Below are 14,015 nucleotides of genomic sequence, written 5' to 3' on the forward strand. Positions count from 1 at the left end.
TCAGCGGTACGCCGACAGGTTGATGATATTGTATCTCATGCCGGGGAGATAGACGATGCGAAGCCGATATGTGACGGGCGTGACGATGGCCGCGGTACTGGCCTCTGCCCCCGCGCCGCTGCCGATGGCGATCGCGCAGGCACGGGTCGCCGATGCGCAGCAGGGCTTCTGCCGCAACGCCGCGCCGTTGCCGCGCCTTGGCGCCGAAGCGCCGCCGCGCCAGCAGCAGGACGACAGGCGCTATGTGACGCGAAGCGCCGAACCGGACCGCGCCGAGGTGGAGATCGATGCGCCGCCTCCGCCGCCCCCTCCGCCGCCGCCGCCCGCGCCACCTCCACCGCCCGTGATGGCAGCGCCTGCGGACGCGGCATCCGAAATCGCGGTCAGCGGATCGGCGGTCGGCGCGAGCGAGCGCTCGGTCGTGCGCCCCGGCCCCTATCCGCCGCCGATGCCGGGGCCCTATCCGCGCCCACAGCCGCAATCGGGCATTCTCACCGCGGGCGAGCATGACGATCTGCTCAATCCCGAACTCTATGCCGCCTATGTGAACCGCAGCGGCGATCTGGGGCAGGAGGTGCGCGATCTGCCGCGCGTCGACACGATGCGCGTCGTCACCGTCAAGGTGAACGACCGCAGCGGCCAGCCGATCCCCTTTGCCGACGTCGTCGTGACGTGCAGCGACGGCAACAGCATCACCATGGCGACGCAGGCCGATGGCAGTGCGGTCTTCTTTCCGGGCCTCGACCGACTGAGCGAGCGGATCACCGTGTCGGCGAAACAGGCCGGGCGCACCATCGCGGATGCCCGGCCCGTGTTCGTCGCCGATGCGCCGGGAGGCCAGACGGTCGGGTTGACCGCGAACCAGGCGGCGGTGAAAGCGACGAAGCTCGACCTGATGCTCGTGATCGACACGACGGGCAGCATGGGCGACGAGATTCGCTATCTTCAATCCGAACTGCGCTCGATCATCTCGTCGATCAGCGCGAAGCATCGCGACCTCGACATCCGTGTCGGTTTCGTTTTCTACCGCGACCTCGGCGACGATTATGTCACGCGTACCATCGCCTTCGACCGCGACATCGGGCGCGCGCAGGGCGTACTCGCGCAGCAGGACGCGAACGGCGGCGGCGACTATCCGGAGGCGATGGATCAGGCGATGATCCGTGCGGTTGGGCAGGATTGGCGCCCCGACGCGGTGAAATCGCTGCTGCTCGTCGCCGACGCGCCGCCGCACGACGAGCTGTTCGGGCAGACATGGGCGGCGGCCGAAGCGGCGCGCGCGAAACGCATCCACATCACCCCGGTCGCCGCGTCGGGCGTCGCCGACAAGGCCGAATATGCGATGCGAGCGATGGCGGCGGCGACCCAGTCGCGCTACCTGTTCCTAACCGACGACAGCGGCGTCGGCAATCCGCACGCGCCGCCGGCGATCGACTGCTACCTCGTCACCCGCCTCGACGCGCTTGTCCGCCGGGTGATCGACAGCCAGATCAGCGGTCGCCGCATCGAGCCGAACGATAATGAAATCATCCGCAGCGTCGGCAAATATGACGCGGGCAAATGCATCCTGCCCGCTGATTTCCGGTGGCAGAACCGGTAGGGAATTGACTCGCCCCCGTATCTGACCGATGCGGGGGCCGTGGGTTGCTTCGATTAACCTCTCGCTTCGGTCGGTAGGGTCGGCTGACAGGGGGAGGGGTCGGAGGATATGTCCCATGAGAAAATTGCTGTCGGCCGCCGCCGCGCTGGCGCTGCTGGCCCAGCCCGCCATCACCTTCGCCAAGGATCAGGAACCGGTCAAGATTTCGGGACCGGCGAATGCGAAGGGCGTCACCGCCGTCGCCATCGGCGCCTTCAACGTCGGTTTCATCTTCGAATCGACCGACCAGACCGCGACGTCGGGCGGGCTGATGGGCGCCTTTGGCGGCACGACCAAGGCAAAGAGCGAACTGGTCGGCGTGACGCCTGAAATGATGCAGGCGATCACCGATGCCGCCTATGCCGATTTCGTGTCGCAACTGACCGCGGGTGGCTACACGGTGCAGCCCGCCGCCGACCTGTTCGGCCATGCGATGCTGGCGAAGACGAAATCGCAGGAGGTGCCACTCGACATCAATATCGCACTCGAAAAGGGCAGCAAGGGCAAGGCGACCTATTACAAACCGACCGCGCTGCCCTCGCTGCTGATGGTTCCCGGCGATTTCCTCGGGTCCGGGATGAGCAGCATGGGAATCAACATGGCGGCAGGACAGGCGGTCGGGGCGCTGAACAATTATGCGCGCGAGAGCGGGGTCGGGGTGATCGACGTCGTCTATCTGATCGATTTCTCGCAGCAAAAGCGCCCCGGCGCGTTCAGCTTCGGCGGGCTGCAGGTCAACAGCGCATTGTCGGTCAGCGCCGACTATTCGCGCATGACGCTGATCGCGCCGAGCGGCAAGCAGGCGGTGATCACCGTCAAGGCGCCGGTCGCGGTCGAAGGCGAATTCATCGAAAAGAGCGATGCGTCGAGCGGCACCGACAAGGCGCTGCAGTCGGGCGCGAACGTCGCGGGCGGCGTCGCCGCGGCGATGGGCTTTGGCGGCCTCCGTTTCGGCAAGACGCGCAAGTTCGCCTTCACCGCCAAGCCCGGCAATTATGAGGAGGGTGCCGCGAAGGCCGCGAGCCTTGCGAGCGAGATGCTGCTCGGGCGGCTGAGCGCTCTCCGTTGACCCCGGCGCGGGCGCTCCCTAAATCCGCTTGACGGAGGGCCGGAGCGCCCGCCACCCTCGCGCGTGTACGTGAGAGTAATCGGGGAACGAATTTTCAATGCAATTGGTGATTGTGGAATCGCCCGCCAAGGCGAAGACGATCGAGAAGTATCTCGGCCGTGATTTCAAGGTGCTGGCAAGCTATGGCCATGTTCGCGATCTGCCGCCCAAGGACGGCTCGGTCGACCCCGACGACGGCTTTGCGATGCAGTGGCAGCTTTATCCAGACAAGGCGAAGCGGCTGAAGGAAATTCAGGACGCGGCAAAGCAGGCCGACCGTCTGATCCTCGCGACTGACCCTGATCGCGAGGGCGAGGCGATCAGCTGGCATGTGCAGGAATTGCTGCGCAGCAAGAAGGCGCTGCCGCAAACCGTCGACCGCGTGACCTTCAACGCAATCACCAAGCAGGCGGTAACCGATGCGATGGCGCATCCGCGCGCGCTCGATGACGATCTGATCGACGCCTATCGCGCGCGCCGCGCGCTCGACTATCTCGTCGGCTTCACCTTGTCGCCGGTACTCTGGCGCAAGCTGCCCGGTGCGAAATCGGCGGGCCGCGTCCAATCGGTGACGCTGCGCATGATCGTCGAGCGCGAGCGCGAGATCGAGGCTTTTGTTGCGCAGCAATATTGGTCGGTGACTGGGCTGTTCGAGATGAGCGGGACGCCCTTCAAGGCGCGCCTCGCGCGCTGGCGCGGCGACAAGATCGAGCGGCTGTCGATCGGCACCGAGGCCGACGCGCGCGCCGCCGAAGCCGACGTCAAGGCGGGCCATTTCACCGTCGACACGGTCGAGACCAAGCCGCTGACGCGCAACCCGCCGCCGCCGTTCACCACCTCGACCCTGCAACAGGAGGCCGCGCGCAAGCTCGGCTTCTCGGCCAGCCACACGATGCGCGTCGCGCAGGACCTCTATGAGGACGGTGCGATCACTTACATGCGAACCGACGGCGTCCAGATGGACGGCAGCGCGATCAGCGCCGCACGCCGCGCGATCGCCGACCGCTACGACGGCGGCTATGTTCCCGACAAGCCGCGGCAATATCAGACCAAGGCGAAGAATGCGCAGGAAGCGCATGAGGCGATCCGTCCGACCGATTTCGGCAAGGACAAGGTCGGCGGCGGCGATCATGCGCGCCTTTACGAACTGATCTGGAAGCGCGCGCTGGCGAGCCAGATGGCGTCGGCACGGCTCGAACGCACCAGCGTCGACCTGTCGGACGGCACCGGCAAGACGGTGCTGCGCGCGACGGGGCAGGTGGTGAAATTCCCCGGCTTCCTCGCGCTCTATGACGAAGGCCGCGACGACGCTGAGGATGAGGATGCGCGCCTGCTTCCCGCGATGAGCAAGGGTGATGCACCTGCGAAGACCGGCGTCGAGGTCGAGAGCCACGAAACCCAGCCGCCTCCGCGCTATTCGGAAGCGAGCCTCGTCAAGAAGATGGAGGAGCTCGGCATCGGGCGCCCGTCGACCTATGCCTCGATCCTTCAGGTGCTCAAGGACCGCGCCTATGTGCGCGTCGAGAAGAACCGCTTTCTTCCCGAGGAGAGCGGGCGGCTGTTGACGGCGTTCCTCGAACGCTTCTTCAACCGCTATGTCGAATATGATTTCACCGCCGGGCTCGAGGAGGAACTCGACGATGTGTCGGGCGGCCGCGCGCAGTGGCAGGCGGTTCTCGAACGCTTCTGGCGCGACTTCAAGCCGCGCACCGGCGAGGTGATGGAGCAGAAGCCGTCGGAGATCACCGCGGCGCTCGACGAATTTCTCGGTCCCTATCTCTTTCCGGACAAGGGCGACGGCAGCGACCCGCGTCTGTGCCCCAATTGCGGCACCGGGCGGCTCGCACTGCGCGGCGGCAAGTTCGGGCCGTTCATCGCGTGCAGCAATTATCCCGAATGCAAGTATACGCGCAAATTCGCGCAGCCGGGCGGCAATGGCGAGGCGGACACCGGGCCGGAGACGATGGGCGCCGACCCCGAAAGCGGGCTGGAAGTGACGAAGCGCAGCGGCCGCTTCGGCCCCTATATCCAGCTCGGCGAGGGCAAGGAGGCGAAGCGTTCGTCGATCCCCAAGGACATCCCGGCGGAGGATTTCGATCTCGATTATGCGCTGCGGCTGCTCAGCCTGCCGCGCGAGGTCGGGGTGCACCCCGAAAGCGGCAAGCCGATCCTCGCGGGGCTGGGGCGCTATGGCCCCTATCTGCTGCACGACGGTAAATATGGGAAGCTGACCGGCACCGCCGAAATCTTCGACATCGGAATGAACGCCGCAGTCGTCCGCATCGCCGAGGCCGCGAACGGCGGCGGGCGCGGGCGGGCCAAGGTCGAACCGCTCAAGACGTTCGGCGCGCACCCGACGAGCGGCGGCGAGATGAAGCTGATGGCCGGGCGCTTCGGCCCCTATGTGACCGACGGCACGACCAACGCGACCTTGCCCAAGACGATCGAAGCCGACGCGCTAACCGAAGAGGAAGCGATCGCGCTGATCGACGCGCGCGCGGCGAAGGGGCCGGCGAAGGGCAAGAAGAAGGCGGCGCCGAAGAAAAAGACTCCGGCCAAGAAGGCGCCGGCGAAGAAAGCTGCGGCGAAGAAGGAATGAGTCACCCCGGCGAAGGCCGGGATCTCTACCCGGCATTATGACGCATCGGTGAGATCCCGGCCTTCGCCGGGATGACGCTTTCGGTCGAGCATGATAGCATCACCGCATCGGGAGGTTTTTCGATGCGTCCTATGCTTGCCGCCTTGTTCGCCCTTCTTTCGGTTCCCGCCGCCGCGCAGCAGGACGGGACGCTCGTTTCCGCCGATCCCGTCGTCGAGACGCCGCCCGGCACGCAAGCATGGCGGGTTCGCTACTGGACCGCGAACCAGGACGGTCAGCGGCAGGAGGTGACCGGCATGGTCATCGCGCCGCGTGAGGCCGTGCCCGCGCAGCCGCGGCGTGTCATCGCCTGGGCGCACGGCACCTCCGGGGTGGCGCAGAAATGCGCGCCGTCGAACAATCCCGCTTTCTTTGCCTCGAACCCGATGGTCGAGGCGATGGCGCGGCGCGGCTATGTCGTCGCGGCCCCCGACTATCCGGGGCTCGGCAGCGCGATGCCGCATCCCTATCTGGTCGGCGCCGATACCGCCTATTCGGTGCTCGACGCGGTGCGCGCGGCACGGGCGATTCCGGGCGCGGCAGCGGGCACGCGCTTCGCGGTCTGGGGCGAATCGCAGGGCGGTCATGCCGCGCTGTGGACCGCGATTTTGGCGCGCGGCTATGCTCCCGACCTGACGCTGATCGGCACCGCGGCCGCCGTTCCGCCGACCGACCTTGCCGCCAATATGCGGCAGGCGAGCGACCCCAATGCGCGTGCCCTGCTGCTCGCCTTCACGCTGCATAGCTGGTCCGAACGCTTCGGCTATTCGCTCGACGGTTTCACTAATAAGGCGACGCAGGGTGTCATCCACCGCCTTGCCGAAAACAACTGTATCGATGTCGATAATAAGCCGAAACTCGGTACGATCCTCGGCATGTTGGCGGTGCGACAGGCGGTCCAGAAGAAAGATGTGACCCGGATGGAGCCGTTCGCCAGGGCGATGCGCGCGAACAGCGTCGACCCGGCACGCGTTCCGGGGCCGCTGCTGATCTCGCAGGGAAGCAAGGACACGCTGGTTGCGCCGGCGGTGACGCGGGCCTTCGCGAAGGCCGTGTGCAAGCGTCGCACCGCCGTCCGCTGGATCGAGATTCCGGGGGGCAGTCACATCGACGGTGCGCGCGGCCCGCGTACCGATGAGACCCTCGACTGGATCGACGCCCGCTTCGCCGGACAACCGCCGCCGGACGATTGCCGGCGGATTTAGAGTGACGAGCCTTTAATCTGACCCAACGTCCCGTTCGTGTCGAGCGTAGTCGAGACACCCATCGACCTTGCGTTACACCGATGGGTGTCTCGACTACGCTCGACACGAACGGAATTGAGGCTGTGCTATTTCGCCCGGTGTCCTATCCCGCGCAGGGCGGATCGGCGGCACGGAAGCTGTGCTCGCTGACATTGTCGTGGCGGACGAGGCGGATTTTCGAGCCGGGGTGGCAGGGCGTGCCGTTCGGCAGCACAACCACGACTTCCTGCGCTTCTCCAAGGCGCACGGTCGCGCGTGGCTTGCCGTTCGCGGTGTCGATCCGCTCGACCTCGCCGCTCACCAGATGATCCTTGTTTTCGCGCGCGATCAGATTGCGTTCGGTAAGGACGATCAGCACCGCGGCGATCGCCAGATACCACATCCAATATTTGAGGACGCCGCGCAGGCGGTCGGCGGGCGTATTGAACGGATCGTGCGCCATATTGCTTCCCTCAATCGACCCAGTCGAGGCCCATGTCGCGATAGACGCCGCGATCCTCGTCCCAGTTTTCCTTGACCTTCACGTGCAGGAACAGGTGGACCTTGCGACCCATCAGCTCGGTCAGCTCGGCGCGCGCGCGGGCGCCGATTTCCTTGATCCGGCTGCCGCCCTTGCCGAGCACGATCGCGCGCTGGTTGTCGCGCGCGACGAAGATCTGCTGGTGGATTTCGGCGCTGCCGTCGGGGCGCGTCTTGAACAGCTCGGTCTCGACCGTCGACTGATAGGGAAGTTCCTCGTGAAGCTGGCGATAAAGCTGCTCGCGGGTGATCTCCGCCGCCAGCATCCGCTCGGGCGCGTCGCTGACCTCATCCTCGGGAAAATGCCACGGCCCTTCGGGCATCAGCGCGGCGAGATGCGCCTTGAGTTCAGGCACACCATCGCCGCTGCTCGCGGCGATGAAGAAGGTCTCGTCGAACGCCAGCCGCGCGTTGAGCTCGGTCGCGATGGTGAGCAGCTTGTCCTTGCGGGTCAGGTCGACCTTGTTGAGGACGAGGAATTTCTTCTCGGGCCGGTTCGCGACGCCTTCGAGCACGCGCTCGACCCGGCCCGTCAGCTTGGCGGCGGCATCGACCATGACGAGGATCGCCTCGGCCTCTTCCAGGCTCCCCCACGCGGCGGCGACCATCGCGCGATCGAGGCGGCGCGTCGGCGCGAAGATGCCCGGCGTGTCGATCAGGACGATCTGCGCGTCGTCCGCCATGGCGACGCCCATCAGCCGGGTGCGCGTCGTCTGCGCCTTCGGGCTGACGATCGCGACCTTCTGGCCGACGAGCGCGTTGACGAGCGTCGACTTGCCCGCGTTGGGCGCGCCGACGACGGCCACGAAACCGCAGCGCTGGGTCATTTCGCTTCTTCCTGTGTCAATCGTTCGAGCAGCGCGGTCGCGGCCGCCTTTTCGGCTGCCTGCTTCGACGCGCCTTCGCCCTCCGCCTCGGCGAGCTTGCCGACCGTGACCGCGACGCGAAAGCGCGGGGCATGGTCGGGGCCTTCGCGGCGGACGAGGCGATATTCGGGGGGCTTGCGCTTGCGAGCGAGCGCCCATTCCTGAAGCGCCGCCTTGGGATGCTTGGGTGCGGCGACCTGGCCGTCGATCATGTCGCCCCATTTGGCGACGATGAAAGCCCGCGCGGCGTCCTCGCCCAGATCGAGCCAGATCGCGCCGAGCAATGCCTCCAGAACATCGGCGGCGATATTGTCGCTGTGCCGCCCGCCGTCGCCGATCGCCTGGCTACCGAAATGGACATGCGCATTGAGGTCGAGACGCTGTGCGATCGCCGCGCAGGTCTCCCCCGACGCGAGCGCGTGGAGCCGCGACGACAGTTCGCCCTCGGCCGCTTTCGGGAAGCGGTGGAAAAGTTCGGACGCGATCACCAGCCCGAGCACGCGGTCGCCGAGGAATTCGAGCCGCTGATAATCGCCCGCGCCGCTGCTGCCGTGCGTCAGCGCCTCATGATAGAGCGTGAGGTCGCGGGGGTCGGCGCCGGTCAGGGCCGCGATCGTCGCCGCGGACGGCCGTTCGCTCAAAAGCCGTCCCCGATCCGGCTCCACCGCGCCGCGGTGAACCAGCTGATCGGATTGAACCAGCTTGCCGACCCGTCGGTCGAGAACATGCCGACGAGTGCGTGGCCGACGAGATTCTTTTCGGGGACGAGGCCGATGCCGCCATTTTCCTCCGCGGGGAAACGGCTGTCGGCGCTGCGGTCGCGGTTGTCGCCCATCAGGAACAGATGGCCTTCGGGAACGGTGACCAGCGGGGTGTTGTCCTGCGCGATCGAGGTGATGTCGAGGATCGCATAGCTTTTGCCGCTGGGCAGCGTTTCCTTGAACTGTGGGTAGCGGCACTCGCGTTGGCCCGCCGCGGTGACTTCCTCGAACTGCGGGGCATAGCAGGGCAGGGTGCCGGTGGTGCGCGACGCGTCGATCATGTTCTGCGTCACCGGGATGACGAAATCGGCCATCGGCTCGCGCTTCAGCGGCTTGCCATTCAGCCAGACGATGCCGTCGCGGACCTGGACCGTGTCGCCGGGAAGCCCGATCACGCGCTTGATATAGTCATTGTCGTTGACCGGCGGCGCCTTGAACACGACGACGTCGCCGCGATCGGGCGTGCGCGCGAAGATGCGGCCCGGAATCAGCGGCACGCTGAACGGCAGGCTGTATTTCGAATAACCATAGGCCATCTTGTTCACGAGCAGATAGTCGCCGATGAGCAGGCGCGGCTGCATCGATTCCGACGGAATGTTGAAGGGCGACAGGAAAAAGCTGCGGAAAATCAGCACCGCGACCGCGAGCAGCGCAAGAAAGCGGATCGTGTCGACCGCCTCTTCCTTAGCCGAGAGGGGCGCGGGTTCGGGCTTGGCCGGGCTGGGGTCGGTCGCGGGCGAATTATCGGCGGTAAAGCTGGCGTCGGTCATGCCCGCGCATTGGCGACGAATAGGTCTGCACGTCAAGCGAATATCGGCGGATGGCGCTGGCGCGGGGACCGCGGCGGGCCTAAAGGATGATCGACTTTGATTGAAAAAGCCGCGTGCTCCCGCGAAGGCGGGAGCCCATCTCCGGTCGGTGCAAAATGGAACCGACCGGAGATGGGTCCCCGCCTTCGCGGGGACACATATGTGTTTTAATCGAAGATGATGGCGCGCCTTCAGGCCGAACGGAAATCAAAGGAATATCAAATGACCACCCCATCCGAAGCGTGGCAAGCGCTCGCCGACTGGCAGCCGCAGCCCCTCTCCCGCCTCATTGCCGCCGATCCCAAGGCGCGCTTGCAGGCGCTGGTGCGCCGCGTCGCCGACATCCGTTTCGACTTTGCGAAGACTCATCTCGACCAGGATGCGGTCGCGATCCTTGCCGGCCTGGCCGAGGCGCAGGATTTTGCTGGACGCCGCAAGACGCTGTTTTCGGGCGGCATCGCCAACCCCACCGAGAACCGCGCCGCCGAGCATAGCGCCGAGCGCGGCGAGGGCGCGCCTGAGTCCGTCCATGTCGCACAGGCGCTGCACCAACGGATGCGGATGCTGATCGACGCGATCGAGGCTGGCGCGTTCGGCGAGATCCGCCACTTGCTCCATATCGGCATCGGCGGTTCGGCACTGGGGCCCGATTTGCTCGTCGACGCGCTCGGGCGGCATAGCGGGCGTTATGACGTCGCGGTGGTCTCCAACGTCGACGGTGCGGCCCTGGCCGAAGCCTTCGCGAAGTTCGACCCCCAGTACACGCTCGTCGCTGTGGCCTCGAAGACCTTCACCACGACCGAGACATTGCTCAACGCCAATTCGGCGCTGCAATGGCTGGACGAGGCGAGCGTCGACGATCCGCTTGGCCGCTTCATCGCGCTCACCGCCCATCCCGACAAGGCGATGGAATGGGGGGTCGATGAGACGCGCATCCTGCCGTTCAGCGAGACGGTCGGCGGGCGCTACTCGCTCTGGTCGTCGATCGGTTTCCCCGCGGCGCTTGCGCTCGGCTGGGATGCCTTTGCCGACCTGCTCGAAGGTGCAGCCGAAATGGACCGACATTTCCGGCTGACCGATGGCGTCGACAATATCTGCCTGCTCGCGGCCTTCGCCGATCAGCTCTATACCAACCGGCTCGGCTGTCAGACGCGCGCGGTCTTCGCTTATGACGAAAGGCTGCGGCTGCTGCCCGCCTATCTGCAGCAGCTCGAAATGGAATCGAACGGCAAGTCGGTGACGCTGGACGGCGCGCCGCTCGGCCGCCAGAGCGCCGCGATCACCTGGGGCGGAGTCGGCACCGACGCGCAGCATGCGGTGTTTCAATTGCTCCATCAGGGCACGCACCTGACGCCGGTCGAGTTCGTGGTCGCGCGCGAACCCGATCATCTGCTCGACGACGCGCATCATGAAACGCTCGTCGCCAATTGCATCGCACAGGGTGCGGCCTTGATGACGGGCCGCGCGAGCGAGGACGGCGCGCGCCATTATCCGGGCAACCGTCCGTCGGCAACGATCCTGCTCGACCAGATCAGCCCACGCAGCCTGGGAGCGCTGATCGCCTTCTACGAACATCGCGTCTTCGCCAATGCCGTGCTGCTCGGCATCAATCCGTTCGACCAGTTCGGCGTCGAGCTGGGCAAGGAAATGGCGAAGGGGCTTGCCGAGGGAACGGTGGAATTCGACCCCGCGACGCAGGCGCTGATGCAGGCCGCGCTGGGGGAATAAATAGGGACAGTCCCTATTTATGGGCGATGACGCTGAACGCAAAATTCGATTGGCAAGCTGCCGCCGCGTAACCACATAGACGGCCTCCGCGAATAGCGGCCTGTCCATGTCAGGGGTAATCCATGAGCGATTTCGACTATGATCTCTTCGTCATCGGCGCCGGATCGGGCGGCGTCCGGGCCTCGCGCGTCGCGGCGTCGCACGGCGCGCGTGTCGCGGTGGCGGAGGAGTATCGGGTTGGCGGCACGTGCGTCATCCGCGGCTGCGTCCCCAAGAAGCTGCTCGTCTATGGCGCGCATTTCGCCGAGGACATCCACGACGCGCGCAAGTTCGGTTGGGACGTGTCCGACTGTAAATTCGACTGGCGGGTGCTGCGCGACAATGTGCTCGCCGAGGTCGACCGGCTCGAAGGCCTCTATGGCCAGACGCTCGACAACCACAAGGTGACGCTGTTCCGCACGCGCGCGACCGTGATCGGGCCGCAGAAGGTGCGGCTCGCCGACGGGCAGGAAGTGACCGCCGAACATATCCTGATCGCGACCGGCGGCTGGCCGCACGTTCCCGAATTTCCGGGTAGCGAGCATGCGATCACCTCGAACGAGGTCTTTCACCTCGACACCCTGCCGAAGCGGATCGTGATCGCGGGTGGCGGCTATATCGCCAACGAGTTCGCGGGCATCTTCAACGAGTTTGGCAGCAAGGTGACGATCGTCAATCGCGGCGACACCATCCTGCGCGGCTATGACGCGCAGATCCGTGACCGCCTGCTCCAGATTTCGATGACCAAGGGCATCGATTTCAAGTTCAACGCGCCGTTCCGGTCGATCGAGAAGAATGAGGACGGCTCGCTGACCGTTCACCTCGACAATTGCGAGCCGATCGAGGCCGATGCGGTGCTGGTGGCGACCGGGCGCGTGCCGAACACCAAGGGCCTCGGGCTCGAAGAGATCGGCGTCGCGCTCGACGCGCAAGGCGCGATCAAGGTCGACGAGGCGAACCAGTCGTCGGTGCCGAGCGTCTATGCCGTCGGCGACGTCACCAATCGCATCCAGCTTACCCCGGTAGCGATCCGTGAGGGACAGGCTTTTGCGGACTCGGTCTTCGGCGGCAAGCCGACGCGCGTCGATTATGCGAACGTGCCGAGCGCGGTGTTCAGCCACCCGCCGATCGGCGCGGTCGGCATGACCGAAGCGCAGGCGCGCAATGAACTGGGTTCGGTGCGCATCTACACCAGCGATTTCCGCGCGATGAAGAATGTCCTCGCTGGCCGCAACGAGCGCGCGCTCTACAAGATGGTGGTCAATGAAGCGACCGATCAGGTCGTCGGCCTCCACATGATCGGCCCCGACGCGCCCGAGATTTTGCAGGCGGCGGCGGTCGCGGTGAAGGCGGGCCTGACCAAGGCCGATTTCGACGCCACCGTCGCGCTGCATCCGAGCATGGCCGAGGAACTGGTGCTGATGAAGTAAAGCCACCGGTACGTCATCCCGGCGAAGGCCGGGATCTCGTCGTCGCGTCGTTCCGCAAGGGGGAGATCCCGGCCTTCGCCGGGATGACGAATGGAGCGTGTGGGTGAGCGATCCATCTGCTATGCTGCTCCCATTGCAGGGGAGCGGACAGATGGCAGGCACGGCACTGGTCACCGGCGGCAGCGGCTATATCGCGGGCTTCCTGATCCGGCAGTTGATCGGGAACGGCTGGACGGTTCACACCACCGTCCGCAGCCTGAAGCGCGAAGGCGAAGTGCGAGGCTGGCTGAACGTCCCCGACGACAGGCTCCGCTTTTTCGCCGCCGACCTCGAACAGGACGCCGGCTGGGCCGAGGCGATGGCGGGGTGCAGCCATGTCGCGCATGTCGCGTCGCCCTTTCCGCTAGGGGTGCCGAAACACCCTGACGAACTGATCGTGCCCGCGCGCGAGGGGGCTCTCCGCGCGCTGCGCTTCGCCAAGGCGGCTGGGGTGACGCGGTTCGTCCTCACCTCCTCGATGGCGGCGATCGCTTATGGTCACGGCGACGGCGGCGGCATCTATACCGAAGCCGACTGGACCAACCTCGACAACCCCGGCGTCATGCCCTATCCGCGCTCGAAGACCGTCGCCGAGCGCGCCGCGCGCGACTGGGTCGCGGCCGAGGGCGGCGGCATGGAATTCGCCTCGGTCAATCCCGCTGCGGTGTTCGGGCCGCTGCTGTCGGACGACCTGTCGACCTCGATCGAACTGGTGAAACAGCTTTTGGAAGGCAAGGTGCCGATGTGTCCCGACATCGGTTTCGGCATCATCGACGTGCGCGACGTCGCTGACCTTCATTATCGCGCGCTGACCGCGCCCGGCATCCGCGACGAGCGTTATGTCTGCTCGGGTCCGTTCCTGAAGATGATCGACGTCGCGAACATCCTCACCGCGAACCTGGGCGAGCAGGCAAAGAAGGTGCCGACGCGCAAGATGCCGGACTGGCTGCTCAAGCTGTTTGCGCTGGTGCGCCCCGAACTGAAACAACTCGTCGCCGAACTCGGCAATGTTCGCGGCGGCGACAGCCGCCATGCGATGGAAACGCTCGGCTGGACGATGCGTCCGCCCGAAGAAGCAATCCTTGCGACCGCACATAGCCTGATCGAGCGGGGGATTGTGAAGCTATAGATTCCCCTCCCATTTATGGGAGGGGTTAGGGGAGGGCATGTTTCGGCGTGCTTCAGAGTAGTAGGC

General features: G+C 65.8%; 11 protein-coding genes. 7 read left to right on the forward strand and 4 right to left on the reverse strand.

All coding sequences use genetic code 11. The annotated features are described in order from the left end of the window. The first annotated feature begins 55 nt into the window (after window positions 1-55). From ACVENA_RS07860 to ACVENA_RS07875, 4 genes are all read left to right on the forward strand, one after another. Window positions 56-1,600, forward strand: a complete 1,545-nt coding sequence (locus tag ACVENA_RS07860; RefSeq protein ID WP_449328327.1) for a VWA domain-containing protein — start codon at window positions 56-58, stop codon at window positions 1,598-1,600. Window positions 1,601-1,715: 115 nt separating this feature from the next. Next, window positions 1,716-2,708, forward strand: coding sequence for a hypothetical protein (locus tag ACVENA_RS07865; RefSeq protein WP_449328328.1), 993 nt, complete (start codon window positions 1,716-1,718; stop codon window positions 2,706-2,708). 97 nt (window positions 2,709-2,805) lie between these two features. After that, window positions 2,806-5,346, forward strand: coding sequence for a type I DNA topoisomerase (gene topA, locus ACVENA_RS07870; RefSeq protein ID WP_449328329.1), 2,541 nt, complete (start codon window positions 2,806-2,808; stop codon window positions 5,344-5,346). A 122-nt stretch (window positions 5,347-5,468) separates the two neighbouring features. Further along, entirely contained in the window at window positions 5,469-6,590 is a 1,122-nt protein-coding gene (locus tag ACVENA_RS07875) for an alpha/beta fold hydrolase (RefSeq protein ID WP_449328330.1), read from the forward strand. 142 nt (window positions 6,591-6,732) lie between these two features. Here ACVENA_RS07875 and ACVENA_RS07880 read toward each other — a convergent pair whose 3' ends face one another. Genes ACVENA_RS07880 through lepB form a run of 4 tightly spaced genes read right to left on the reverse strand, consistent with a single transcriptional unit; the run spans window position 6,733 to window position 9,545 of the window. Continuing rightward, entirely contained in the window at window positions 6,733-7,071 is a 339-nt protein-coding gene (locus ACVENA_RS07880; RefSeq protein ID WP_449328331.1) for a hypothetical protein, read from the reverse strand. Between the two features lie 10 nt (window positions 7,072-7,081). Then, window positions 7,082-7,975 (reverse strand): GTPase Era, encoded by an 894-nt coding sequence (gene era, locus ACVENA_RS07885; RefSeq protein ID WP_297665362.1) that lies wholly within the window; start codon window positions 7,973-7,975, stop codon window positions 7,082-7,084. Then, entirely contained in the window at window positions 7,972-8,655 is a 684-nt protein-coding gene (gene rnc / locus ACVENA_RS07890) for a ribonuclease III (RefSeq protein WP_449328332.1), read from the reverse strand. The genes era and rnc overlap by 4 nt, the downstream gene beginning before the upstream one ends. Continuing rightward, on the reverse strand, window positions 8,652-9,545 hold the full coding sequence (gene lepB, locus ACVENA_RS07895) for a signal peptidase I (RefSeq protein WP_449328333.1): 894 nt from the start codon (window positions 9,543-9,545) through the stop codon (window positions 8,652-8,654). Before lepB ends, rnc begins: the two co-directional genes overlap by 4 nt. 261 nt (window positions 9,546-9,806) lie before the next feature. Here lepB and pgi point away from each other — a divergent pair, with 261 nt between their 5' ends. From pgi to ACVENA_RS07910, 3 genes are all read left to right on the forward strand, one after another. After that, window positions 9,807-11,312 carry a glucose-6-phosphate isomerase gene (gene pgi / locus ACVENA_RS07900; RefSeq protein ID WP_449328334.1) on the forward strand — a complete coding sequence of 502 codons (1,506 nt, stop codon included), beginning with the start codon at window positions 9,807-9,809 and terminating at the stop codon, window positions 11,310-11,312. 122 nt (window positions 11,313-11,434) lie between these two features. Beyond that, entirely contained in the window at window positions 11,435-12,781 is a 1,347-nt protein-coding gene (gene gor, locus ACVENA_RS07905) for a glutathione-disulfide reductase (protein ID WP_257549868.1), read from the forward strand. 151 nt (window positions 12,782-12,932) lie between these two features. Further along, on the forward strand, window positions 12,933-13,949 hold the full coding sequence (locus ACVENA_RS07910) for an SDR family oxidoreductase (RefSeq protein ID WP_449328335.1): 1,017 nt from the start codon (window positions 12,933-12,935) through the stop codon (window positions 13,947-13,949). Window positions 13,950-14,015 lie beyond the last annotated feature (66 nt).

It is taken from the genome of Sphingopyxis sp. 550A (genome assembly GCF_053569535.1).

What these genes read in the sequence shown, in the direction of transcription:
- ACVENA_RS07865 (WP_449328328.1), top strand. Translation starts at nt 1,716, where the DNA reads ATGAGAAAATTGCTGTCGGCCGCCGCCGCGCTGGCGCTGCTGGCCCAG.
- era (WP_297665362.1), bottom strand. Translation starts at nt 7,975, where the DNA reads ATGACCCAGCGCTGCGGTTTCGTGGCCGTCGTCGGCGCGCCCAACGCG.
- topA (WP_449328329.1), top strand. Translation starts at nt 2,806, where the DNA reads ATGCAATTGGTGATTGTGGAATCGCCCGCCAAGGCGAAGACGATCGAG.
- gor (WP_257549868.1), top strand. Translation starts at nt 11,435, where the DNA reads ATGAGCGATTTCGACTATGATCTCTTCGTCATCGGCGCCGGATCGGGC.
- ACVENA_RS07875 (WP_449328330.1), top strand. Translation starts at nt 5,469, where the DNA reads ATGCGTCCTATGCTTGCCGCCTTGTTCGCCCTTCTTTCGGTTCCCGCC.
- ACVENA_RS07860 (WP_449328327.1), top strand. Translation starts at nt 56, where the DNA reads ATGCGAAGCCGATATGTGACGGGCGTGACGATGGCCGCGGTACTGGCC.
- ACVENA_RS07880 (WP_449328331.1), bottom strand. Translation starts at nt 7,071, where the DNA reads ATGGCGCACGATCCGTTCAATACGCCCGCCGACCGCCTGCGCGGCGTC.
- lepB (WP_449328333.1), bottom strand. Translation starts at nt 9,545, where the DNA reads ATGACCGACGCCAGCTTTACCGCCGATAATTCGCCCGCGACCGACCCC.
- pgi (WP_449328334.1), top strand. Translation starts at nt 9,807, where the DNA reads ATGACCACCCCATCCGAAGCGTGGCAAGCGCTCGCCGACTGGCAGCCG.
- ACVENA_RS07910 (WP_449328335.1), top strand. Translation starts at nt 12,933, where the DNA reads ATGGCAGGCACGGCACTGGTCACCGGCGGCAGCGGCTATATCGCGGGC.